This is a genomic window from Tessaracoccus caeni, assembly GCF_029211185.1.
In the GTDB taxonomy this organism is placed as follows: Bacteria; Actinomycetota; Actinomycetes; order Propionibacteriales; family Propionibacteriaceae; genus Arachnia; species Arachnia caeni.
On the sequence record NZ_JARGDO010000007.1, the window covers coordinates 155,218 to 178,567 of the forward strand.

The 23,350-nt window shown below is 66.7% G+C and carries 20 protein-coding genes; 13 read left to right on the plus strand and 7 right to left on the minus strand.

The genetic code is table 11. The features are described from left to right. Nucleotides 1-110: 110 nt before the first annotated feature. Both P0D62_RS08300 and P0D62_RS08305 read left to right on the plus strand, forming a co-directional pair. Complete coding sequence (locus P0D62_RS08300) at nucleotides 111-1,379, plus strand: ATP-binding protein (protein ID WP_275702166.1); 1,269 nt, start codon at nucleotides 111-113, stop codon at nucleotides 1,377-1,379. Beyond that, a complete protein-coding gene (locus P0D62_RS08305) occupies nucleotides 1,376-2,029 on the plus strand; it encodes a response regulator (RefSeq protein WP_275702167.1) in 654 nt (217 codons plus the stop codon). The genes P0D62_RS08300 and P0D62_RS08305 overlap by 4 nt, the downstream gene beginning before the upstream one ends. A gap of 28 nt (nucleotides 2,030-2,057) precedes the next feature. On the opposite strand, the gene P0D62_RS08310 is transcribed toward P0D62_RS08305, so the two are convergent. The 3 genes from P0D62_RS08310 to P0D62_RS08320 all read right to left on the minus strand — a co-directional run bounded on the left by P0D62_RS08310 (nucleotide 2,058) and on the right by P0D62_RS08320 (nucleotide 4,693). Beyond that, complete coding sequence (locus P0D62_RS08310) at nucleotides 2,058-2,318, minus strand: GlsB/YeaQ/YmgE family stress response membrane protein (protein WP_275702168.1); 261 nt, start codon at nucleotides 2,316-2,318, stop codon at nucleotides 2,058-2,060. Between the two features lie 79 nt (nucleotides 2,319-2,397). Continuing rightward, nucleotides 2,398-3,627, minus strand: a complete 1,230-nt coding sequence (locus P0D62_RS08315) for a phospholipase D-like domain-containing protein (protein ID WP_275702169.1) — start codon at nucleotides 3,625-3,627, stop codon at nucleotides 2,398-2,400. Nucleotides 3,628-3,673: 46 nt separating this feature from the next. After that, nucleotides 3,674-4,693, minus strand: a complete 1,020-nt coding sequence (locus P0D62_RS08320; RefSeq protein WP_275702170.1) for a LacI family DNA-binding transcriptional regulator — start codon at nucleotides 4,691-4,693, stop codon at nucleotides 3,674-3,676. A 223-nt stretch (nucleotides 4,694-4,916) separates the two neighbouring features. Here P0D62_RS08320 and P0D62_RS08325 point away from each other — a divergent pair, with 223 nt between their 5' ends. From P0D62_RS08325 to pcrA, 5 genes are all read left to right on the plus strand, one after another. Then, on the plus strand, nucleotides 4,917-6,224 hold the full coding sequence (locus P0D62_RS08325; RefSeq protein ID WP_275702171.1) for an extracellular solute-binding protein: 1,308 nt from the start codon (nucleotides 4,917-4,919) through the stop codon (nucleotides 6,222-6,224). Between the two features lie 68 nt (nucleotides 6,225-6,292). Further along, a complete protein-coding gene (locus tag P0D62_RS08330) occupies nucleotides 6,293-7,228 on the plus strand; it encodes a carbohydrate ABC transporter permease (protein ID WP_275702172.1) in 936 nt (311 codons plus the stop codon). Next, on the plus strand, nucleotides 7,221-8,033 hold the full coding sequence (locus P0D62_RS08335; protein WP_275702173.1) for a carbohydrate ABC transporter permease: 813 nt from the start codon (nucleotides 7,221-7,223) through the stop codon (nucleotides 8,031-8,033). The genes P0D62_RS08330 and P0D62_RS08335 overlap by 8 nt, the downstream gene beginning before the upstream one ends. Next, on the plus strand, nucleotides 8,030-11,038 hold the full coding sequence (locus tag P0D62_RS08340; RefSeq protein WP_275702174.1) for a glycoside hydrolase family 2 TIM barrel-domain containing protein: 3,009 nt from the start codon (nucleotides 8,030-8,032) through the stop codon (nucleotides 11,036-11,038). The genes P0D62_RS08335 and P0D62_RS08340 overlap by 4 nt, the downstream gene beginning before the upstream one ends. Before the next feature lie 215 nt (nucleotides 11,039-11,253). After that, nucleotides 11,254-13,680 carry a DNA helicase PcrA gene (pcrA, locus tag P0D62_RS08345; RefSeq protein WP_275702175.1) on the plus strand — a complete coding sequence of 809 codons (2,427 nt, stop codon included), beginning with the start codon at nucleotides 11,254-11,256 and terminating at the stop codon, nucleotides 13,678-13,680. 131 nt (nucleotides 13,681-13,811) lie between these two features. Here pcrA and P0D62_RS08350 read toward each other — a convergent pair whose 3' ends face one another. Next, complete coding sequence (locus P0D62_RS08350; protein WP_275702176.1) at nucleotides 13,812-14,822, minus strand: M23 family metallopeptidase; 1,011 nt, start codon at nucleotides 14,820-14,822, stop codon at nucleotides 13,812-13,814. 190 nt (nucleotides 14,823-15,012) lie between these two features. On the opposite strand from P0D62_RS08350, the gene sucC reads away from it, so the two are divergent. Together sucC and sucD are read left to right on the plus strand one after the other, a co-directional pair. Further along, nucleotides 15,013-16,188, plus strand: coding sequence for an ADP-forming succinate--CoA ligase subunit beta (gene sucC / locus P0D62_RS08355; RefSeq protein WP_275702177.1), 1,176 nt, complete (start codon nucleotides 15,013-15,015; stop codon nucleotides 16,186-16,188). 7 nt (nucleotides 16,189-16,195) lie between these two features. Beyond that, nucleotides 16,196-17,092: a succinate--CoA ligase subunit alpha gene (gene sucD / locus P0D62_RS08360; protein ID WP_275702178.1), complete on the plus strand. Its 897-nt coding sequence runs from the start codon at nucleotides 16,196-16,198 to the stop codon at nucleotides 17,090-17,092. Between the two features lie 74 nt (nucleotides 17,093-17,166). Here the strand turns inward: sucD and P0D62_RS08365 are convergent, their stop codons facing one another. Beyond that, nucleotides 17,167-17,979 carry an HNH endonuclease family protein gene (locus tag P0D62_RS08365; protein ID WP_275702179.1) on the minus strand — a complete coding sequence of 271 codons (813 nt, stop codon included), beginning with the start codon at nucleotides 17,977-17,979 and terminating at the stop codon, nucleotides 17,167-17,169. A gap of 192 nt (nucleotides 17,980-18,171) precedes the next feature. Between P0D62_RS08365 and P0D62_RS08370 the strand changes: the two genes are divergently transcribed. The 4 genes from P0D62_RS08370 (at nucleotide 18,172) to P0D62_RS08385 (ending at nucleotide 20,757) form a co-directional block, all read left to right on the plus strand. Continuing rightward, nucleotides 18,172-18,429 carry a type II toxin-antitoxin system Phd/YefM family antitoxin gene (locus P0D62_RS08370; RefSeq protein WP_275702180.1) on the plus strand — a complete coding sequence of 86 codons (258 nt, stop codon included), beginning with the start codon at nucleotides 18,172-18,174 and terminating at the stop codon, nucleotides 18,427-18,429. After that, on the plus strand, nucleotides 18,426-18,812 hold the full coding sequence (locus tag P0D62_RS08375) for a type II toxin-antitoxin system VapC family toxin (RefSeq protein ID WP_275702181.1): 387 nt from the start codon (nucleotides 18,426-18,428) through the stop codon (nucleotides 18,810-18,812). The genes P0D62_RS08370 and P0D62_RS08375 overlap by 4 nt, the downstream gene beginning before the upstream one ends. A 198-nt stretch (nucleotides 18,813-19,010) precedes the next feature. Then, nucleotides 19,011-19,253: a type II toxin-antitoxin system Phd/YefM family antitoxin gene (locus P0D62_RS08380; RefSeq protein WP_275702182.1), complete on the plus strand. Its 243-nt coding sequence runs from the start codon at nucleotides 19,011-19,013 to the stop codon at nucleotides 19,251-19,253. A 376-nt stretch (nucleotides 19,254-19,629) separates the two neighbouring features. Next, the gene (locus P0D62_RS08385) at nucleotides 19,630-20,757 is read left to right on the plus strand and encodes a family 20 glycosylhydrolase (protein ID WP_275702183.1); all 1,128 of its coding nucleotides are present in this window, start codon (nucleotides 19,630-19,632) and stop codon (nucleotides 20,755-20,757) included. A 15-nt stretch (nucleotides 20,758-20,772) separates the two neighbouring features. Here the strand turns inward: P0D62_RS08385 and P0D62_RS08390 are convergent, their stop codons facing one another. Both P0D62_RS08390 and P0D62_RS08395 read right to left on the minus strand, forming a co-directional pair. Beyond that, nucleotides 20,773-21,558, minus strand: coding sequence for an RIO1 family regulatory kinase/ATPase domain-containing protein (locus tag P0D62_RS08390; RefSeq protein WP_275702184.1), 786 nt, complete (start codon nucleotides 21,556-21,558; stop codon nucleotides 20,773-20,775). Next, nucleotides 21,558-23,345, minus strand: a complete 1,788-nt coding sequence (locus P0D62_RS08395; protein ID WP_275702185.1) for an ABC transporter ATP-binding protein — start codon at nucleotides 23,343-23,345, stop codon at nucleotides 21,558-21,560. Before P0D62_RS08395 ends, P0D62_RS08390 begins: the two co-directional genes overlap by 1 nt. Nucleotides 23,346-23,350 lie beyond the last annotated feature (5 nt).

A 23,350-nucleotide genomic window follows, 5' to 3' on the forward strand; every position in this document is an offset into this window, starting at 1 on the left:
CCAACATCGGGCAGCACCCTGAGTGATACCTGAGTTATGCGCTCGGGGCCCCTGGTTCATCCCTCCGGCCCTGGTGAGCGGCTGCTTCACATGGAAGGCTGTGGAGCACGATGGAAGACTTGCAGACCCGCGCGCCCGCTCTCCCGGCGCCACCGCGCCCGCCGGCCCCGGCGCTGACCCGCGATCCCGCGCAGCGTCGGATCGCCGGTGCAGCCAGCGGACTCGCGCAGCACGTCGGGGTCTCCACCCGGCTGGTGCGGTCGCTGTTCGTCGTGCTCGCCCTGGTCTGGGGCATCGGGCTGGCGCTGTACGCGGTGCTGTGGGTGTTCGTCCCGGTGCGCAAGGAGATCGAGGCGCCGGGCCTGGAATCCGCTAGCCGCCGAGGCTTCCGCTCCACCGAGGACAAGGCGGCCCCGCTCGACCCCGCCCTGATGGTTGCCGGTGCCGTGCTCCTGGTGGGCGTGCTGTGGCTGTTCGTGATCGGCAACGACTTCTCGTCGACGGTGTTCTGGCCGTTGGTGATCGGGGCGGTGGGCGTCGCTGTGCTGTGGATGCGCGTCGACGATCCCCGCAACACCAAGGCGCCTTCTGGAGCGACGCGCTGGCAGCAGTTCATCACCGGTGCGGGGGCGCTCGGTGTGCTCCGTCTGGTGGGCGGGCTGCTTCTGGTGAGCCTTGGCCTCAGCTGGCTGCTCGCCACTCAGGTGGGCATCAGCGCCTTGCCGCCTGTGCTGGCCTCGTCGGCCATCCTGGTGGCAGGCCTGGTCGTGGTGGCCGCCCCGTGGCTGCAGCGCCAGCGCCTCAAGGTGCGCAGCGCTACAGACGAGAAGATGAGGGCCGAAGCGCGCGCGGATATGGCGGCGCATCTGCACGACTCGGTGCTGCAGACGCTGGCCCTCATCCAGCGCCGCGCCGACGATCCGGTCGCCGTCGCCACCCTGGCTCGCCGTCAGGAGCGAGAGCTGCGCACCTGGCTTTACGGAGAGCCGCCCAAGCCCACCTCCTTCAAGGGTGCGCTGCTGGTGGTGTGCGACGAGGTGGAGGCCAAGTTCTCCGTCGACGTGGAGCTGGTCTGCGTCGGCGATGTGCCGGTCGATCCGCGGGTCGAAGCGATGGTCCAAGCAGCCGGCGAGGCCGTGACCAACGCGGCCAAGCACTCCGGGGCGCCGCGGATCGACGTGTTCGCCGAGGTGGAGGAGGACGTCGTCGAGGTGTTCGTCCGCGACCGCGGCAAGGGCTTCGATCAAGCGTCCGTGCCCGACGGTCGGATGGGCGTGCGAGAATCGATCAAGGCAAGAATGCAGCGCCACGGGGGATCTGCCACGATCAGGTCCGCCCCGGGCGAGGGCACCGAGGTGAGGCTGGAGATGCGGCGATGAGCGAGCAGGAACGACGACTGCGGGTGGTGGTCGTCGACGATCACGCGATGTTCCGCGCAGGGGTGCGCCACGAGATCGGCTCGCATGTCGAGGTGGTCGGCGAGGGCGAAGACGTCGCGTCGGCCGTCAAGGTCATCACGGAGACCCGCCCCGACGTGGTGCTGCTCGACGTGCACCTCCCCGGCGGCGGTGGGGCCGAGATCATCAAGCAGGTCGCCGCGGTGGCGCCCGAGGTGAAGTTCCTGGCGCTGTCGGTGTCGGACGCCGCGCAGGACGTGATCGGCGTGATCCGGGCCGGTGCCCGCGGGTATGTGACCAAGTCGATCAGCTCGGAGGAGCTGATCGAGGGGATGCATCGCGTGGCCGGCGGAGATGCCGTCTTCTCGCCTCGTCTGGCCGGTTTCGTGCTGGACGCCTTCAGCGGTGCGGCCGATGTGCCGTCGGTGGACGAGGATCTGGACAAGCTCAGCGCCCGCGAGCGCGAGGTGCTCAAGTTGATCGCTCGCGGCTACTCCTACAAGGAGGTGGCCAAGGAGCTGTTCATCTCCGTCAAGACGGTCGAGACCCACGTCTCCAGCGTGCTGCGCAAGCTCCAGCTGTCCAACCGTCACCAGCTCACCAAATGGGCGACCGACCGCCACTTGGTGTGACGGTCGGTCGATGGGGGAGACGGAGGGGTCAGGCCTTGCGCTTGGCCATCCAGCCCTGAATGGCGAGCACCAGGACGGCGCCGACGACGGAGAACAGGACGCCCTTGATCGAGAAGATGTTGTAGTAGTGCACGTTGAACAGCAGGCCGCCGAGCCAGCCGCCCAGCAGGGCACCGACGATGCCGAGGGTGATGGTGGAGACCCAGGTGCCCTTTTCCTTGCCCATGAGCGACTTGGCGATGGAGCCTCCGACGAGGCCGACGATGACGTACGCGATGATTGTCCACATGTCATCAACTGTGCTCCCGGATGGGGGCATAGACAATGGGGGTTGACCCTGAGCTTTACCCGGTCTCTGCCCACCTCGACTAGAAGATGGGCCGCCAGGGGCTGAGCAGCAGCTCGGTGAACTTGGCCAGGGGAGAGCGGGCGTTCCAGCGCTCCTCGGTGAGTTCGATGGTGTTGGTCTGATCGACGCGGAAGATCTCTTCCATCTGGCCGGCGACGTCGACGTCGGTGATCTCCAGGTTCACCTCGTAGTTGCCCATCAGGCTCAGTCGGTCGAGGTTGGCGGTGCCGATCGTCGACCACATGCCGTCTATGGTCGCCGTCTTGGCGTGCACCATCGCGCCTTGATAGAGGAACAGCCGGACGCCCGACTGCAGCAGCGTGGAGTAGCAGTTGCGGGCCAGCCAGTCGGCGACGACGTGGTTGGAGCGATGCGGGATGATGATCCGCACGTCCACGCCGCGACGTACGGCGTCGCGCAGCGCGGCGATCAGGTCGGCGTCGGGCAGCAGATAGGCGTGGGTGAGCCAGATGTGCCGGTGCGCCCGGTCGATCGCCTCCAGGTACATGTTCCGGATGGGATACACCTGGATGCGTGGCGTGTTGCGGTGCACCCGCAGCTTGCTCAGCCAGCGTCGCGGTGGGTCGTCGGTGAGGTATTCGTGCTTGCCGGGACGCACATGAAGGTTCCAGAAGTCGATGAACGCGTTCTCCAACTCGGCCACGCCGGGACCGACGACGCGAGCGTGGGTGTCGCGCCAGCCGGTGGCGTACAGGGCGCCGATGTTGTAGCCGCCGATGAACCCGACGCGGCCGTCGACCACCATCAGCTTGCGATGGTCGCGGCCCCAATGGCGCGGCGACCACGGCGCGGGAACGGCGGGATGGCGCATCACGCGCAGGTTCTTGGGCATCCGCAGGAAGCCTCGGGGCACCACCAGGTTGGCGAAGTCGTCCCAGACGACGTGCACCCGCACGCCGCGCTCGGCAGCCATGGTGAGTGCGTCCTTGAACCGCTGGCCCACCTCGTCGGACTTCCAGATGTAGGTCTCGAAGTAGATGAACCGCTCGGCGCGATGGATCTCGGCGAGCATGTCGGCGTAGAGATCCTCGCCGTAGGTGTAGACGGTGACCTGATCGTCGGAGGCGGGGATCGGCACCGGCTTGACCGTGGGGAACTTACGGAGCTTGCGGCGCTTGTTCCGAGCAGACTCCAGCACGGTGAGCCCGATCATCATGGCGAGTTGCGCCAGTAGCACGCCCAGCGTTGCCCTGTTGATCCAGAGGCGTAGCCGGGCAAACCGAGTCATGGAAAGAGTCTAGTGGGCCGCTCTGACAGCCGATCAGGCTCGCCTCTCAGCCGCGTGGCGGCGCGGTGGTGTTTCGGATCACCAACTCGGTGGGGATCACGGTGCGGTAGGAGGGCGGAAGATCGGGCTCGTTGAGTTGGCTGAGCACGACGTCGACCAGGGTGGAGCCGATCCGGGCGAAGTCCTGGCGCACGGTGGTGAGAGGGGGATGGATGAACTCGCCCACCGCGATGCCGTCGAACCCCACCACGGAGATGTCCTCCGGAACCCTCCGTCCGCTCTCGTGCAGGGCGCGGATCAGGCCGATGGCCATCTCGTCGTTGGCGACGTAGACAGCCGTCAGTTCCGGGTCTCGGCTGATGATCTGGCCGAGGAGGCAGCCCGACTTCGGCGTCCAGTCGCCGCGTAGGACGGGCGGGGCCACGATCCCGGCCGACTCGAGACAGCGCTGCCACCCTGCTTCGCGGATCTGTGCGGGAACGGATCCGGTGGGCCCGGCGATGTGGTGAACCGTTCTGTGCCCCAGGTCGAGCAGATGGGTGATGGCGTCGATGCTGCCCTGCACCTGGTCGGCGATGACCGACGGATAGTGTCCCGTGAGGCGTGAGTCAGACACCGCGACGGGCAGCCGGGCCGGCAGCTTGAGCGTGGAGGGACTGGCCTCTTCGGCGCGCACGATGATCAGGGCGTCGATCGCCTGATTGGAGATGAGGTGGGCGGCCTGCTGCCAGTGCTCGTCGTCGGGTGCCTCGATGCTGAGCAGGGTCACGGTGTAGCCGCGCTCCTCGGCGGCGCGGATCACCCCGCTCGCGATCTGCACCTCGCCCGTTCGCTCATACCGGTGCGCAATCAGCCCCAGCGATCCGAAGGTGCCGTTGCGCAAGGACCGGGCGGCTTGATTGGGCGAGTAGCCGAGCTTGACCATGGCCTCTAGGACGCGGGCTCGGGTCTCCGGTCGGACGTTGTCGGCCCCGGTCGAGACACGCGAGACGGTCTGACTCGAGACGCCGGCGAGTTGAGCGACATCGGCGATCGTCGGACCGCTCTTCCGTATCGCTCCACCCATGGCAGGAATCCTATCGCGACCCCCTTGTGGCGACGTTGCCAGAGGGTTCGGCAGACTTTTGGCACGGTAAAAATCGTTATCAGTCCGTTATTGACCCCGGCTATTCTCCGGATCGAGCGGCTGCTATGTTTACGTCAACATTTGATGGTCGAGGGTGACCAGTCTCCTTCGGACCGTCGTCCAGCGCTTCGGCGCACACACCGACCCGAGAGGGAACAATCAGATGACTACTTGGAAGAAGCTCGCGGCGGCAGCCGTCGCGTTGCCGCTCAGCCTGGCGTTGGCCGCGTGTGGTGGTGGCGGCGACGGCACCGACACGGGCGGCGAAACCGGAGGCGAGGGCGGCAACACCCTCACCGTCTGGACCTGGGATCCCGCCTTCAACATCTACGCGATGGAAGAGGCCGCGAAGATCTACAAGAAGGATCACCCCGACTTCGAACTCAAGGTTGAGGAGACGCCCTGGGACGATCTGCAGGCCAAGCTCACCACCCTGGCGCAGTCGCAGACCTTCGACGAGTTGCCCGACATCTTCCTGATGCAGAACAACGCGTTCCAGAAGAACGTCATCAACTACCCCGAGCTGTTCACTGACTACTCGAAGAGCGGCGTCGACTTCTCGCAGTTCCCGGAGAGCGTCACCGCCTACTCCGTCGTCGACGGCACCAACTGGGGACTCCCGTTCGACAACGGCACCGCCGTCAACGCCCTTCGCACGGATGTGCTGAAGGAGGCTGGCATGACCATCGACGACTTCACCGACATCACCTGGACCGAGTTCATCGCGAAGGGCAAGGAAGTCCTCGAGAAGACCGGCAAGCCGCTGATGGCGGGCCAGACCGGCTCCTCCGACCTGCCCATGATGATGCTGCAGAGCGCCGGCGCCAGCCTGTTCGACGCCGAGGGCAAGCCAACGATCGTCGGCAACGAGGCGCTGATCACCTCCATGAACGTTTTCCAGGAGCTGGTCACCTCCGGCGTCATGGTGCAGTTCAACTCGTGGGACGAGTACGTCGGCAGCTTCACCAACGGCAATGTCGCGGGCGTGCTGAACGGCGTCTGGATTCTGGGCAGCGTCCAGACCGCGACGGATCAGGCCGGCAACTGGAACATCACCAACCTGCCGAAGCTCGAGATCCCCGGCGGCACCAACTACTCCGCCAACGGCGGTTCGTCGTGGGCGGTCAGCTCCAACGCCAACGCCGAGCTCGCGTTCGACTTCCTGAACTCCACCTTCGCCGGCTCCACTGAGCTGTACGACACGATCCTCCCGTCGTCGGGCGCCGTCGCCAACTGGCTGCCGGCCGGCGAGAGCGCCGTGTACGCCGAGCCGCACGAGTTCTTCGGTGGTCAGGAGGTCTTCGCCAAGGTGGTGGAGTTCTCGGCTCAGGTGCCCAGCAACAACACCGGCGCCTACTACTACGAGGCCCGCGACGCCGTCAGCGCCGCGATGACCAAGGTCCTCGACGGAACCGATATCGATACTGCCCTCGCGGAGGCGCAGAGCAACGTCGAGTTCGCAATGCAGTGATCCCTCGATGACGACGGGGGCGTGCTGTCACGGCGCGCCCCCGCCGTCACGAAAGGCGGACGATATACATGTCACAACTTACGACGACGGAGGCGAGCACCTCCCGCGGCTCAGGGAAGGGCCGCTTCGGCATCGAGCAGCGCCGCAACCTGACGGGCTGGGTGTTCCTGATCCCGGCCGCGCTGCTGATCCTGGTGATGAGCTTCTGGCCGATGTTCCAGGCGCTGCTGATCTCGCTGCGCACCGGACGCGGCAGCAAACTGAACTGGGCAGATCCGCTGTGGTTCAACTACTCCCGGCTTCTCAAGGACGAGATCTTCAAGATGACGGTGTCCAACACCTTCATCTACCTGCTCATTCAGGTGCCGATCATGCTGGTGATCGCGATCATCCTGGCCAACATCCTCAACGACCCCAACTTGCGGTTCAAGGGCCTGTGGCGCACCGCGATCTTCCTGCCCTGTGCAGTCTCACTGGTGAGCTACTCGCTGGTGTTCCGCACCATGTTCGCCAACGACGGCATCGCCAACGACTTCCTGATGGCGCTGGGCTTCATCGACTCACCGATCAACTGGCTGGGTGACACCAACACGGCGCGCTTCGTCCTCATCCTCGGCCTGCTGTGGCGCTGGACCGGCTACAACATGGTGTTCTTCCTCGCGGGACTGCAGAACATCGACGCCTCGTCGCTCGAGGCGGCCAAGATCGACGGCGCAGGTTCCTTCAAGACGTTCTGGTACGTCACGGTGCCCCAGCTCAAGCCGATGATCCTGCTCACCGCGATTATGTCCACCAACGGCACCATCCAGCTCTTCGACGAGTCTTTCAACCTCACCCAGGGCGGCCCGGCCTACACGACGATGACGATGTCGCACTACCTGTTCGAGCTGTCCTTCCAGAAGAATCCCAATTTCGGCTACGGCGCCGCGCTGTCCTACGTGATCCTGATCATGGTCGCGGTCCTGGCCTTCATCCAGATGAAGGTGGGTGACACTCGTGACTAAGACCAAGCTCCGTAGGATCCCGTCCTACCTGTTCCTGATCGTCTCGGCGTTCGTCTCGGTCTTTCCGCTGTACTTCATGGCGGTCTCGGCCACCAACACCAGCAACGACGTGCTCAGCTCGCGCCTGCTGCCAGGCACCGCGCTGCTGGACAATTTCAAGAAGCTGGTCGCGCAGCAGGACGTGGCCTCCGCGCTCTGGTACTCGGCGATCATCGCCGTGGTCACCACGGTGCTGGCGCTGCTGGTGTGCTCGATCGCCGGCTACGGCTTCGAGGTCTTCCACTCCAAGGGCAAGGACCGCCTGATGGCCGTCCTGCTGCTGGCCATGATGATCCCGTTCGCGGCCACCATGATCCCGCTGTTCCGTTTGTTCGCCTCGGTCGGCATGGTGAACTCGGTGTTCGCCGTGATCCTGCCCGCCATCTCGACGCCGTTCCTGGTGCTGCTGTTCCGTCAGGCCTCGCGCGGCTTCCCGCACGAGATCATCGAGGCCGCGCGCCTCGACGGCCTGAAGGAGATCGCCATCTTCTTCCGCATCTTCCTCCCGACGATGCGATCCACCCTGGCGGCGGCCGCCGTCATCACGTTCATGACCGCATGGAACAACTTCCTGTGGCCAAAGGTCATCCTGGTCAACAACGCCTTCCAGACCATGCCTATGCTGGTCGCCAACCTGAGGGCGGGTTATGTGACCGACTACGGTGTACTGATGCTCGCCGTGCTCATCGCGTCGCTGCCGACCATGGTGATCTTCCTTATCCTGCAACGATCCTTCGCACAAGGTATGACTGGAGCCATCAAGTGACCTTCGATCCCACTCGGATTGCCGACCCCCGTTTCTTCCAGGAGTCCCGCTTGGCTCCGCACTCCGACCATCGCTGGTTCGCCGGCGCGGACGAGGCGGCCGCGGGGGAGAGCAGCTTCGAGACCTGTCTGAACGGACTGTGGAAGTTCCACTACGCCAAGAACCCCGGCCTCACGGTGCCGGGGTTCGAGGCGGTGGACTACGACACCTCCTCCTGGGACGACATCCCGGTGCCCGCGCACATCCAGCTGCACGGCTACGACCGTCCCCAGTACGCCAACGTGCAGTACCCCTGGGACGGGCACGAGGACATCTGGCCCGGCCAGGTGCCTGAGCGACACAACCCGGTTGCCTCCTATGTGACGCACTTCACCCTCGATCAGCCGCTGGCCGACGGCGAGCGGCTCAGCGTCGCGTTCAAGGGGGCGGAGAGCGCCGTCGCCGTGTGGTGCAACGGCACCTACATCGGCTACGGCGCCGACACGTTCACCCCGTCGGAGTTCGACCTCACGGACGCGCTCGTCGAGGGCGAGAACAAGCTGGCCGCCCAGGTGTTCAAGTGGACCGCCGGCTCCTGGATCGAGGACCAGGATTTCTACCGGTTCTCCGGCCTCTTCCGCGACGTGGTGCTGTACCGGCGTCCGGCCGTGCACGCCGAGGATCTGCGGATCGCCACCGAGCTGGCCGACGACTTCTCGTCGGCGGTGGTGCGCCTCGACGTGACCCTCGCGGGCGCAGGCAGCGTGCGGGCGTCGCTGGACGGCGTCGGCGAGCTGACCGAGAGCGACGGGGCGCTCGTCGTGGAGGTCGCGCAGCCGAGGCTGTGGAGCGCGGAGGACCCCCACCTCTACGACCTGACGATCGTGGTGTGCGACGAGACCGGCGCCGTCGTCGAGGTGATCCCGCAGCGTGTGGGCGTGCGTCGCTTCGGCATCGAGGACGGCGTGCTCAAGATCAACGGGCGTCGCGTCGTCTTCACGGGCGTGAACCGGCACGAGTTCGGCCTGCAAGGTCGGGTGATGAGCCGCGAGCAGACCGAGGCCGACATCCGCCTGATGAAGGCGCACAACATCAATGCGGTGCGCACCAGCCACTACCCCAACAACTCCTTCCTCTACGAGCTGTGCGGCGAGTACGGGCTCTACGTGATCGACGAGATGAACCTCGAGTCGCACGGCCAGTGGGATGCGCACCGGGCGGAGCGGGTCACGCTGGAAGAGGTGGTCCCGGGCGATCGGGAGGACTGGCGCGACGTGCTGCTGGACCGCGCCGCCAACATGCTGCAGCGCGACAAGAACCATGCGTCGATCGTGATGTGGTCGTGCGGCAACGAGTCCTTCGGCGGCACCAACATCCGCGACGTGGCCGCCTACTTCCGCGCCCAGGACACCCGTCCCGTGCACTACGAGGGCGTCACCTGGGATCCGCGTTACCCCGAGACCACCGACGTCTACAGCCAGATGTACACCCCGGCCGCCGGGGTGGAGGAGTTCTTGCAGACCAACCTCGACAAGCCCTTCGTGCTGTGCGAGTACGCCCACACCATGGGCAACTCGTTCGGCGCCGTCGATCGCTACATCGATCTGGCCTACCGGGAGCCGCGCTTCCAGGGCGGCTTCATCTGGGACTTCTCTGATCAGGCGATCCTGCTCAAGGACCGCCACGGCAAGGAGTTCTTCGGCTACGGCGGCGACTGCGGCGACCGCCCCACCGACTACGAGTTCAGCGCCAACGGCATCCTGTTCGCCGATCACACGCCCACCCCGATGATGCAGGAGGTGAAGTTCGCCTACCGGCCGCTCGTCGTCGACGTGACGCGGGAGAGCTTCGAGGTGACCAACCGCTACCTGTTCACCAACTCGTCGGAGCTGGACTGCGTGGTGAGCGTCTCCCGCGAGGGTGTGCTGCTCGCTGAGGCGGTCGTGGACACCGACGTGGCGCCGGGAGCGAGCGCCGGCTACGCGGTGCCGGTGAGCGTGCCGCAGGTGGCCGGGGAGTACGTCGTCGAGGTCTCCTTCCGGCTGCGGAGCGCCACGCGCTGGGCTGCGGCGGGGCATGAGGTGTCCTTCGGTCAGGCTGCTGTGCTGGTTGAGAACGGGGCCCCACGCCATCGGGCCCCGAAGCCCGAGGTGATCAACGGGGTGACCAACATCGGCGTGCGAGGCCGCCACTTCTCCGTGCTGTTCTCGCGGTTGTTCGGGGGCCTGGCGTCCTACCGCTACGGGAACACCTCGGACGGCGGGCGCGAGATGCTCCGCTCGATCCCGAAGCCCAACTTCTGGCACGCGCCCACCGACAACGAGAACGGCTGGGGCATGCCCGCGCGCGACGGCCTGTGGCTGCTGGCCAGCCGCTACGCCAAGGCTGCCAAGGACGGTCCCGAGCTGGTCGAGAGCGACGATGCGGTGGAGATCCGCTACACCTATCTGCTGCCCAGCCAGCCGTCGAGCGAGTGCACCCTGGCGTACCGCGTCGACGGCGACGGCCGGATCGACGTGACCCTCACCCTTTGCCCGGGCGACGGGCTGCCGGATGCGCCGGAGTTCGGTCTGATGCTCACCGCGGACGCCGATCTGTCCCGGCTCACCTGGTACGGCGAGGGTCCGGAGGAGAGCTACGTCGACCGTCGCGGTGGCGCGAAGCTCGGGGTGTACCGGGCCGATGTGGCGCAACAGCTGACGCCGTATGTGCGTCCCCAGGAGTCCGGCAACCACACCGGGGTCCGCTGGGCGACGGTGACCGGCGCGGATGGGTGGGGCCTGAGGTTCGAGGCCGAGACCCCGATGGAGTTCTCGGCGCTGCCGTGGACCCCCTTCGAGGTGGAGAACGCCCTGCACCCGGTGGACCTGCCGCCGATCCAGCGCACCGTGCTGCGCCCGGCGCTGATGCGTCGCGGTGTGGCTGGCGACGACAGCTGGGGCTCCCAGCCGCACCCGGAGTACCGCCTCCCGGAGGGCGAGGAACTGGTCTTCCGCTTCTCCTTCCAAGGGACGAGAACCCACTGACGCTCTTTGAGGTGCGGAGCGCAGCGGAGCCTCGAAAAGGGCGACCGGCAGTCGAAGAGCAGTCCCTGCCAAGGGTTGCGCCGGATCTTTTCGAGGCTCGCTTCGCTCGCACCTCAAAGAGCGTGAACACGGCGCTTCGCTCCCGCCTCGATTGTCGAGGCTCGCTTCGCTCGCACCTCAAAGAGCGTTGTGTGCCGGGTAGGGTATCCGTCGAGATGTCTGATTCCCTCTTTCCCGACCTGTTCGCCGTGTTCGCTCCCTCCGCTGATGAGGAGGAGGCGCGTCGCGTCTCTCGGGCCGACGACGCGCCAGCGCCCTCCTTCAAGACCAAGCGGATCACCGAGGAGGAGCTGCTCGACGGGCTGAACCCGCCGCAGCGTCAGGCGGTGCTGCACGCGGGCTCCCCGGTGCTGGTGGTCGCCGGGGCGGGCTCAGGGAAGACGCGGGTGCTGACGCGCCGGATCGCGCATCTGGTGTCGCAGCGCGACGTGCACCCGGGCTCGATCCTGGCGATCACGTTCACCAACAAGGCAGCTGCTGAGATGCGTGAGCGCGTCGTCGACCTGGTGGGCAACCGCGCCAAGCTGATGTGGGTGTCGACCTTCCACTCGGCGTGCGTGCGGATCCTGCGCAATGACATCGACAAGTTCGGCATCAACAAGTCGTTCTCCATCTACGACGACGCCGACTCCAAGCGCCTGATGTCGCTGGTGCTGCGCGACCAGGAGGTCGACCCCAAGAAGTACCCGGTGCGCGCGGTGATGAACGCCGTCGGGAACTACAAGAACGAGCTGGTCGATTTCGAGACCGCGCTGGCCGAGGCGGAGTCGCCCAGGCAGAAGGTGCACGCGGAGGCCTACCGCGACTACCAGACGCGGCTGAGCGCCGCGAACGCGCTCGACTTCGACGACCTCATCATGACCACGGTCAACCTGTTCCAGGCCTTCCCCGAGATCCGGGAGAAGTACCGGCGCCGGTTCCGTCACGTGCTCGTCGACGAATACCAAGACACCAACACCGCCCAGTACGTGCTGATCCGCGAACTCTGCGGCGACGTCTCCGCCGAGCTGCCGCCTGGCACCCCGGTCGTGGAGCCGGCTGAGCTGATGGTGGTGGGCGATTCTGACCAGTCGATCTACGCCTTCCGAGGCGCGACGATCCGCAACATCCTGGACTTCGAGCAGGACTTCCCCGGCGCCACCACGGTGGTGCTCGACCAGAACTACCGCTCCACCCAGCACGTGCTGACCGCCGCCAACGCCGTCATCTCCCGCAACCAGGGGCGGCGCGAGAAGCACCTTTGGTCCGACCTCGGCGAGGGCGACCTGATCGTCGGCTGGGTGGCCGATACCGAGCAGGACGAGGCCCACTTCGTCGCCACCGAGATCGACGCGTTGATGGACAAGGGCGTCTCCACCTATGGCGACACCGCCGTGTTCTACCGCACCAACGCGCAGTCGCGAGCGATCGAGGAGGTGTTCATCCGCGTCGGCATGCCCTACAAGGTGGTCGGCGGGGTGCGCTTCTACGAGCGGCGCGAGATCCGCGACGCGATCGCCTACCTCCGCGCACTGGCCAACCCTGCCGACGACGTGTCGGTGCGACGCATCCTGAACGTGCCCAAGCGAGGCATCGGCGCTCGCGCGGAAGCCGCAGTGTCGGCGTTGGCCGCGTCGCAGGGGATCAGCTTCTTCGAGGCGCTGGAGCGCGCAGATCAGGGCCCTGGCCTGGCCACCCGCTCGCTGAACCAGATCCGCGGCTTCGTCGACGTGATGAACATCCATCGCGCGATGGTGGCGGCGGGGGTGTCCGCCGACGAGATCCTGACGTCGATCTTGAAGGAGTCGGGCTACCTGCCGGAGCTGCGGGCCTCCACCGATCCCCAGGATCTCACCCGGATCGAGAACCTGGAGGAGCTCGTCGCGGTGGCTCAGGAGTTCGTGGCGGCGGCCAACACCGTCGACCTGGATGAGGAAAGCGCCTCCGGCCTGGCGGCGGGCATGCCCGAGCCCGACGACTCCCTGGCTGCCTTCCTGGAGCGGGTCGCGCTGGTGGCGGACTCAGACCAGGTGCCGGATCACGACGAGAGCGCCGGCATCGTCACCCTGATGACGCTGCACACAGCCAAGGGCCTGGAGTTCGACACGGTGTTCCTGACGGGCATGGAGGAGGGCATCTTCCCGCACATGCGCGCGATGACTGACCCGAAGGAGCTGGAGGAGGAGCGTCGGCTGGCCTACGTGGGCATCACGCGCGCCCGCAAGCGGCTGTACCTCAGCCGCAGCGACCTGCGGGTGATCTTCGGGCAGCCCGCCCACAACCCGGCGTCGCGCTTCCTCGACGAGATCCCCGCCCACGTCCTGGACTGGCGCCGGACCGGCAGCGCCAAGACCACCTGGGCTAGTTCGTCGGCCACGCGGAACCGGCTCACCTCGTCGGCGGTGCAGAGCTTCGGCCGTTCTGAGTCGGGCCCGCGGGTGCCGTCGGTGGTGGTCGGCGACCGCGTGCTGCACGCCACCTTCGGAATGGGCACCGTGCTCGCCGTCGACGGTGCGGGAGACAACACCAAGGCCGACGTCGACTTCGGCTCCGCGGGCACCAAACGCCTGAGCCTCAGGCACGCCCCCATGGAAAAGCTCTAGTATTTGACGCTCTTCGAGGTGCGAGGCCGTCTGCGGCCGAGCCTCGAAAGGCCGCGACTGTGCGCAGGGACATGAGAGTGGACATTGAAAGAGCCCCGCCAGATGGCGGGGCTCCCTCGTGTTCTGGGGGCTTAGGCGTTGACGCCCTTGCTCCGGAGGAACTCCATCGGGTCGGACGCGCTGTACACATCGCCCGGCGTGGTGCCGTTCTTGTAGTACTCGAAGTGCAGGTGGGCGCCGAAGGAGCGACCGGTGGTGCCCACGTAGCCGATCAGATCGCCGGGGGCGACGGAGTCGCCGGCGCTGACCGTGGTGCTGGAGAGGTGAGCGTAGAGGGTGGCGCCGGTGTCGTGCTGGATGACGACGTTGGTGCCGGCCCATCCGGCGTCGGTGGGGCTGAGCACGACGCCCGCCGCGGCCGCGTACACCTTGGTGCCGGTGGGGGCGGGGAAGTCCTGGCCGGTGTGGTAACGGGCCCACACGCCGGTCTTGCCGAAGTAGGCGCCGACGCGGTAGTTGTCCTTGACGGGCATGGAGCCGCCGTTGCTGGCGAGGCGCTCGATCTCGTCGACGTTCATGCCGTCGGTGACGATGCCGTTGTTCTCCAGGGCCTTGCGGGCCTCTTCGAGACGCTTGGCGGCCTCCTCGGCCTCCTTCTTGAGCTTCTTGGCCTGCTTCTCGACCAGCTTGAGGTCGGCGTCCATCAGCTCGATGCGCTCGGCGGAGGTCTCGTCGGTGACGGTCTGCGCCAGCTCGTCGGCGTCCTCGCGGATCTCCTGATCGCGGGACTTCAGGCTCTGCTCGGCAACCGCCTCGTTCAGCACCTCGCGCATGGCGTTGCGGGAGACGTCCTCGGAGCGGTCGACGAAGCCTTCCTCGGCGGCCTTGGCAGCTGCTGCGGGCACCGCGTTGGTGAAGCCCTCGTTGGCTGCGTCGGTGGCGTAGCTGGTGCGGGCGTGGAAGGCGTACCCGAAGAGGGTGCCAACGGCGATCGTGGCAGCCAAAGTCATGGTGACGGTGGTCTTACGGAACGCGAAACGAGAGCGGCGTGCGCGGGCCGGGGCGGGATTTTCGATGGTTTCGATGACCTCAACGGTCGAGTCCATACCGCGGCGTGGCGAGCCAAGCTTCGAGTTGGGCACCGTGCTCCTCAGGGGGGTGAGCGATTACAACGTTTTGAACCTTAGCATTTCTCAGAAAGCTCTCAAAAACGGGGGTTCTGTTGTGTGCAGTCGGCCTGATCAACCGCTTGTTCAGAACCAGTGCAACGCCCTTTTCCCCACCGTGAAACGAGTACTGTGACGATCAAGACCTACCTGAGAGGGGACTGTCGTGGACCTCCTGGAGTACCAGGCCCGTGACCTGTTCGAGAGCTTTGGTGTGCCGGTGCTGCCGGGACGCGTCGCCACCTCGCCAGATGAGGCGAGAGAGGCCTATGCGGCGCTCGGCAGCGGGGTCGTCGTCGTCAAAGCCCAGGTGCGCGTGGGTGGGCGCGGCAAGGCCGGGGGCGTGAAGCTGGCGCGTTCCGCCGACGAGGTGGCCGCCGTTGCCGCGGACATCCTGGCGCTGAACATCAAAGGCCACGACGTCGACACCGTGATGCTGAGCCCTGGTGCGGACATCGCCGAGGAGTACTACTTCTCGATCCTGCTCGACCGCGCGTCGGGCGGGTTCATGGCCATGTGCAGCCTGGAGGGTGGCATGGACATCGAGGCGCTCGCCGTCGAGCGGCCCGAGGCGCTGGTGCGCAAGCCGCTCGACCCGGTGGTGGGCGTCGACGACGTTGTCGCTGGCGAGATCCTGGCCGAGGCCGGATTCCCCGCGGAGCGCCAGGACGCCGTCGCTCCGGTGCTGGTGGCGCTATGGAAGGCCTTCCAGGAGTCAGACGCCACGCTGGTAGAGGTCAATCCGCTGGTGGCCACGGGAGATGGCGCCGTGCTGGCCCTCGACGGCAAGGTCACGCTGGACGAGAACGCGGAGTACCGGCACGAAGGCTGGGACGCCTACCACGCGGGCTCCGGTGCGGTGGAGCTGGAACAGCAGGCGCGTGAACTCGACCTCAACTACGTGAAGCTCGACGGCACCGTCGGCGTGATCGGAAACGGCGCCGGTCTCGTCATGAGCACCCTCGACGTGGTGGCCGCCGCGGGCGCCGACCTGCCGGGCCAGCCCCGGCCCGCCAACTTCCTCGACATCGGCGGCGGTGCCTCGGCCGCGGTGATGGCCAACGGCTTGCGGATCATCATGAGCGACCCGCAGGTGCGCGTCGTGTTCGTCAACGTCTTCGGCGGCATCACGGCGTGCAATGACGTGGCCAACGGCATCGTGCAGGCGCTGCGGATGCTGGGTGACGAGGCCAGGCTGCCGATCGTGGTGCGGTTGGACGGCAACTCCGTCGAGGTGGGCAAGGCCATCCTCGAAGAGGAGAAGCACCCGTTGATCACATTGAGCACCACGATGGACGAGGCTGCTCGCACCGCGGCCAAGCTGGCGAGCGACAGGAGCTGAGGAAGAGATGGCTATTTTCATCAACGCGGGCTCCCGGATCCTCGTGCAGGGGATGACCGGCAAGGAAGGTCGCAAGCACACCCAGCGCATGATCATGTCGGGCAGCCGCATCGTCGGCGGCATCACGCCGGGCAAGGGCGGCACGTCGGTGCTGTTCGAGGAAGATCCGGTGCCGGTGTTCAACTCCGTCGCGGAGGGTCGTGAGGCGACGGGCGCCAACGTCTCCGTTGTTTTCGTGCCGCCGAAGTTCGCCAAGGCCGCGGTCCTGGAAGCCGTCGAGGCCGAGATGGAACTGGTGGTGGTGATCACCGAGGGCATCCCGGTGCACGACTCCATCCAGTTCGTCGCCGAGGCACGCAAACGCGGCACGACGCGGATCATCGGCCCCAACTGCCCGGGTCTGATCTCTCCCGGCAAGTCGAATGCCGGCATCATCCCGGCGCACATCGCGGGCCCTGGTCGGCTGGGGCTGGTGTCGAAGTCGGGAACGCTGACCTATCAGATGATGTATGAGCTGCGTGACCACGGCTTCTCGACGGCCGTCGGCATCGGCGGCGACCCCGTCGTCGGCACGTCCCACATCGACGTCCTCCAGGCCTTCCAGGAGGATCCCGATACCGACGTGATCGTGATGATCGGCGAGATCGGCGGCGACGCGGAGGAACGCGCTGCCGCTTATATCAAGGACCACATCACCAAGCCGGTGATCGGCTACGTCGCGGGCTTCACCGCCCCTCCGGGCAAGACGATGGGTCACGCGGGTGCGATTATCACCGGCTCGTCCGGCACCGCGGCGGCAAAGAAGGAGGCCCTGGAGGCCGCCGGCGTCCGCGTCGGCGAAACCCCCTCGCAGACCGCCCTGTTGGCTCGCGACGCGATCGCCCTGCTGCGTCGCGGCTGGTGAGCGAGCGCCGTTGCAGTTAGTGCGGCTGCGTCCGTCGGAATAGCGACGTTCACAACCGCGCTGTTGGTCGGCGGCTAGTCAGCGTCGGCAGGCGGCACGTCCAGGCCGGAGTCCTGAGGGAGTGGTTCGTCTGGACAGGACTCGAGGACGCGGGCGATCGCGTCGTGTTCGGCCTGGGTGACCCACAGGTCGTACTTGTGTTTCACCGCCACCTGGGTCGCCACGTAGGTGCAGCGGAATGCCTTGTGGGGAGGCAGCCAGCTGGCGGCGTCGCCGTCGCTCTTCGAGTGGTTGGTGGGTCCGTCGACGGCGAGCAGGTTGAGCGGATCGTTGGCGAAGAACAGGCGCTGCTCCTCCGTGAGTTGTTGGGCGCCCTTCTGCCAGGCGTCCGACAGCGCGACGACGTGGTCGATCTGCACCGCTTGGGAGGTCTTCTCGCCGCGGACGAAGTCGATGCGGGTGCCGGTGAACGGGTCGCTCTCCAACGTGCCAGTGACGACGACGCAGCTGCGCGTGCCGTCCTTATGGGTGATGCTTGTCAGATCGCGGTTGAGGACATCGTTGCGCTGGTCGCAGCCGTTGCGGTCGACGTCGGACCACCGCTGGCCGAACTGCTCGCGGCTGTAGTCGGTCTTCGGTGCCCGACCTTTCACCGGCAGCAGGGCAAGGACGTCTGCTGCGGTGAGGGTGTGTACGTCGCTCGGTGTCGTCGGCTCGAGCGGTGTGGTGGGTGCCTGGGTGGTGAATGAGGCCGTCGGCGTAGGAGTACGGGCGTCGTCCTGGGGCGCGGCACTCGCCCCGAACCACGACCATCCGATGAGCACGAGGACGACAAGCGCGACCAGCGACGCCACAGTGGTTTTGTCGCTATATCGTTTCCGGTTCATCTCTCCCCGTCGTGCGTAGCTCGTCGCAATACGTGTGACAACGGCTGGTGTGCCTCGCCTGCTGCTCTCGACTCTAGAGGAGGCGTGTCCTGAAGGGAGAACTTCCACCGTCTGCGGTGGAAGTTCTCCCTTTGGAGTCTGCGGTCCGCCTCGTGGCGTCGATATCGCCAGGTTCTTGGCTAGAATGGCGATATGTCGGTGCATAGCGTATTCGAGGCCAGGAACAGCCTGTCTCGGCTGATCGCGGAGTCTGTGGCGGGGGGCGACGTCGTGATCGCCAACCGTGGCCGCCCGGTGGTTCGCCTCGTGCCGGTGTCCGACGGCGAGGAGCAGTGCACCGGGAAATCATTCGCACAGTGGCTCGAAGCCAACCCGCTGCCCGAACGGCTTCTGCGGTCGCCCGAGGAGTTGGATGTGCAGATCGCCGAGTCCAGGGATGCGTGGGAATGATCTACCTCGACTCGAACATCTTGATCTACGCCGTTGAGGATCGCTCCGAACGTGGTGATCGGGTTCGTGCTGCGCTGGTCGGGGTCGATGCGCCGGTTGCGGTTAGTCCTTTGGTTCTCCATGAGTGTCTCGTGCATCCGCTGCGTGAGCAGGACTTCGAGTTGAGGGACCAGTATCTGGCCGCCTATGAGCGTCTGGAGCACCTCGATCTGGGGGTCGACGCCTTCGTGCGAGCGGCAGAGCTGCGGGCGGAGTTCGGCGTCAGGACTCCCGATGCGCTCCACCTTGCGGTGGCGCAGCTGTCGCGCTGCCAGGAGATGTGGACCAACGATCGGCGCTTGGCTACCGCCTCGCGCGGGCTCGCTGTCGACGTGCTTGCGTAGGGCTCCGTCATTGGCTGCTGGCCTCGTAACTGGCCTGGCGACCCGATGAGATGATTGCTAGAGACCCGATGAGATGCTTGATAGGAGCTTGGTGAAGTGCAGGTCGCTCCTCTCCGCGTGGTGGATGTGGTGCGCGTGAGCGTCCCTGTTGTGGAGATATCCGCTACGGAAGAGCTAGGCCAAAGCTACAGTCAATCCATGAAGACGATCAGCCAGCGTGAGATGCGCAATGACTGTGGTGCGGTGCTGCGCGAAGTGGAAGCCGGTGAGTCTTTCACGGTGACGCGGCGCGGAGTTCCGGTGGCCCGTCTCGTTCCGCTCGACCGGGAGCCGCGAGGGTACCGGGCGCCCCGGCGGCCAGCGTGGTTCTCGGTGGACGAGTTGGTGGATGCTGATGTTTCGGTGCGGGTACTCGTGGATGAGGTACGAGAAGACCGCTGAAGACCACCGTCATCTCGGTCGGGATCGATTGTCTGGTCGCCTACGATGTCCGCCTGATTGAGGCTGCGCGAGATGTTGGGGTCATGGTGCTGTCGCCGGGGAGCGTCCACGATCAGCGTTGATGCCGCCTCTGGTCCACGCAACTGTGAGGTAGAAAGTCACGCAGATGTAAAGTAGAAACTCGCGCTGATGCAAAGTAGATGCTGCCCAGTCGGTCCATGATATTCGCCGTGACTAGGCCTGTTGTCGCAGTGCAGTCGCTGTCGGAGGTCGCAGTGGCTCTTTTCGAGGCTCCTTCGTCGCACCTCAAAGAGCGTTGTTGGTTCTGTCGTCGGTGATACGAATAGCCTGGCTGGGCGGGGGAGAAGGAGGAACGATGACGACGGACGTGCGCGCGGTCATGCTCGACGTGGGCAGGAAGCGGTTCGGTGCCGACTGGATCGTCCGCTTACTTGAGTCCATGGGGGAGCTGGGGCTGAACACGCTGCAGCTGCACCTGTCCGACGCCGTCGGGCTCGGTGTGGAACTGCCGGGATTCGAGCGTCTCGCCGCCCCCGGTGCGTTGACGGCGGACGATGTCGCCCTCATCCGCGCACGGGCGGACGCCTGCGGTGTGCGGCTGATCCCCGAGCTGGACACCCCCTCGCACGCCACGCCGCTGCTCGTCGGTCGCGAGGAGTTCCGTTTGAAGGACCGTTCGGGAGCGGTCGAGGCGGACAAGATCGACCTGTCGAACCGGGCCGCCCGGCGCTACGTCGCCGAGCTGTGGGACGCGGTGATCGGGCTCTTCGAGCCTGACGTGGTGCATCTGGGCGGAGACGAGTTCCTCGCCGCCCCCTGGGAAGACGACGAGGCGCGCCGGCCCGACCGATACCCGGTACTGCTGGACTGGGCCCGGGCCGAGGCCGGCCCAGGCGCGACGGCGGAGGACGCCTACGCGCTGTACGTGACCGAACTGGTCGACCACGTGCGCCGTCGCGGCTGCTCCAGCGTCTGGCTGTGGAACGACCACGTGGTGCCGGCCGCCGCGAGCGCCTGTGGCGGAAGTGGTGGTCATAGCGAGCCGCGTCCTGGCGCGTCAGATACAGGGCGCAGGAAGAAGCCGCTAGCGGGTGCTAGGCCGCTCGTCGCCGTGCCGCAGGATGTCGTCGTCGATGTCTGGGTCCGCTGGCGCGAGTGGACCCCCAGCGTCCTCGACTACCTGGCCTCCGGCTACGACGTGGTCAACTCCAACGGCGACCTGCTCTACTTCGTCCTCTCCTCCGACGGCGTCCCTCAGTTGACCGGCTCGAAGTCAGCCGAGGACATCGCCGCCACGTTCCGCCCCACACGTTTCATGGGCTTGGCCGGACAACGCACCTGGATCGACGTCGCCGCCGACGACCCGCGCGTCCTTGGCGCCAAGCTGTCGGTGTGGTGCGATGCTCCCGATGCGCTGACCCCCGACGAGACCTGGACCCGCCTACGGACCTGGCTCACGCCATTCGCTGCCTCGTTCCGCTGACGGCCGCCGACCCGCTCAGGCGAAGGCGGCGGCGATGCAGTCGTTGAACCACTCGTCGGCGTCCAGGGGCACGCCGCGGCGGGCGAACCAGGCCGCGAAGTTGTCCAGGTCGCGTTGGAGCAGCGTCATGCCGGCGGTGGACATCGCGTCGGTGGCTTGAGGGACGTCGATCACCCGGATGATGCCCGGGCTCGGGACGAGGACGTTGAACGCCGAGAAGTCGCCATGTACCACTCCGGCGCCGCTCATGGCGACGGCCGCGCTTCGGACCGCCTCGGCGAGCGGCTCCAGGTCGTCGTCTCGGCACTCGGACAGCCTCGGCGCCGGGTCACCCTCGGGAGTGGCGACGAACTCCATCCAGATGTCCGGCCCCACCTGAGCCACCGGGTAGGGGACCGGGACGCCGGCCTCCCAGAGCGTCACCAGCGTCTTGAACTCTCGATTGGGCCAGGTCTGACCCAGCACGAAGCGCCCATAGAGGGACTTGTTCTCCAGCGCGCGCAGCTCGCGCGACGACAGCCGCCCGAGATCCATGCCTTCCATGCTGCGTCGGGGCTGCAGGTACTCGGGTCGGTAGCGCTTGCGCACCAGCAGGCACGACTCGTCCTCGCCCCAGGCGCGGCGCTCGACGAGGAAGGCCTCGGCCTCCTTGCCGGTCTTGACGACGCCCAGCTCGCGGTCGACGGCGTTGCGCGTCACGAGCCACTCGGGCGTGGGTTCTGGCCCTCGTGTGGACGGGGCGAGCTCGTGCCACAGGGCCCAGGTGAGGCCCGGTGGGAGGGTCAGCGGCAGTTCTTCCATCAGTGCTCCTCCGATCGGATGACGGCCAGGTCGCCCTCGGCCTGTTGCGCGAAGAGTTCGGCGAATCGGCCGCTGAGCCTCAGCAGCTCGCCGTAGGTGCCGGACTCGACGATGCGGCCCCGGTCGAAGACGTAGATCCGGTCCATCTCCCGCAACGTCCAGGCTCGGTGCGTGACCACCAGCGTGATGCGGTCGGCCCGGGTGGCGTGCAGCTCGGCGAAGATGTTCTGCTCGGCCTCCGCGTCGATGGCCGAGGTGGGCTCGTCGAGGATCCAGATGCCGGCGTTGCGCAGGTAGATGCGGCTGAGCGCGAGACGCTGCCACTGGCCGCCGGAGATGCCACGGCCGCCCCACTGCTCCCCGAGTTGAGCGTCGAGCCCGCCCAGCTCCGCCACGAAGTCGTCGGCGTGACAGGCTCGCAGCGCCGCCCACAGCTGTTCGTCCGTGGCGTCGCCCGCCTGGACGCCCAGGAGCAGCGCGTCACGCACCTTCAGCTCGTAGCGACCGAACTCCTGCGAGACCAGACCGAATCGCGCCGCACGCTCCTTGGGCGTGAGCTCGCGGGCGTCCACGCCGTCGATCGAGATGGTCCCCTTGTAGCCGCCCAGGGCTCCGACGAGGCAGTGCACCGCCGTCGTCTTGCCCGCGCCGTTCGCGCCGACGAAGGCGATCATCTCGCCATGGCGGGCCTTGAAGCTCACGTCGACGATCGCGGGAGTCTCTCTGGACGGGTACTGGTAGCCGAGAGCGCGCACCTCCAAGGTGTCGCTCCGCTCCACGACCGGGACGGCCGGGGTGACCCGCAGCCCGCGCAGGAAGTCGAGGTAGGCCGTGATCTCGGGCGCGTCCGTCATGATCCGGCCCAGCGACGACGCCGCCCCTCGCGTGGCCGCGATCCCCGTGATCACGCCGAGCACGCCGGCCGCGACGCCGGCGCCATGAGCGCTGCCCATGACGATCGCGACCAGCGCGCCGCCGAGCAGCACGATGGTGCCGAATCCTGCGGCCACGTCGGCGGAGAGCATCTTGCGCTGCACCTCGTCCTCGACGTCGCACAGCCGCCGCCGCGCCGCCCCGGTGAGGAGCGCCATGCGCCACCCGGTGCCGAGGCTCGCCAGCTCGACCGCCGACCGCCGGGAGGCCAGATGGTCGCCCAGGTAGCCGGCCGTCCGCATCGCCTCCGCCATTGACTCGTAGTGCTGGTCGCGGATCCGAGACATCAGCGAGTAGGCGACGATGGCGGGCACCATCGCGGCGACGACGAGGATGGCTGCGGCCGGCTCGATCACCCAGACCGACCAGAACAACGTGACGGCGGTCACGACGGTGCCGAGAATGCTCAGCACCGTGTCCACCTGCCAGGGAAGCGCTCCGGAGGCCGCCATGCGGGCCGCTTGGATCCGGTTGCTCGTATCGGGATCGGCCACCTGATCGGGTCCGAGCGCGGCGAGCACCTCGTCGAGGTCCATCTCGTAGGAGGTTCGGAGCCGCAGCACCATCCGGTACGACGCAGTGATCGCTATGGAGCCCATCGGCACTGACAGGCCCGTGATCAGGGTGACCAGCGCCACCCAGCCCAGCGTCTCCGAGAGGGGCGCCCCCGCGCCACTGGCTGTCAACAGCCGGTTGACGAGGACGACTTGCAGGGCGGGAATGACGGCCTGCAACAGGAGCAGCGCTCCGACGATGGCGAACCATCCGGGCGTGCGTGAGGCGGCGTAGGCGATGGTGTGGACGGATCCGGCGAGCGCGCGTCGGAACACCGACGCGCCGGTGGAGTTGTTCAAATGAT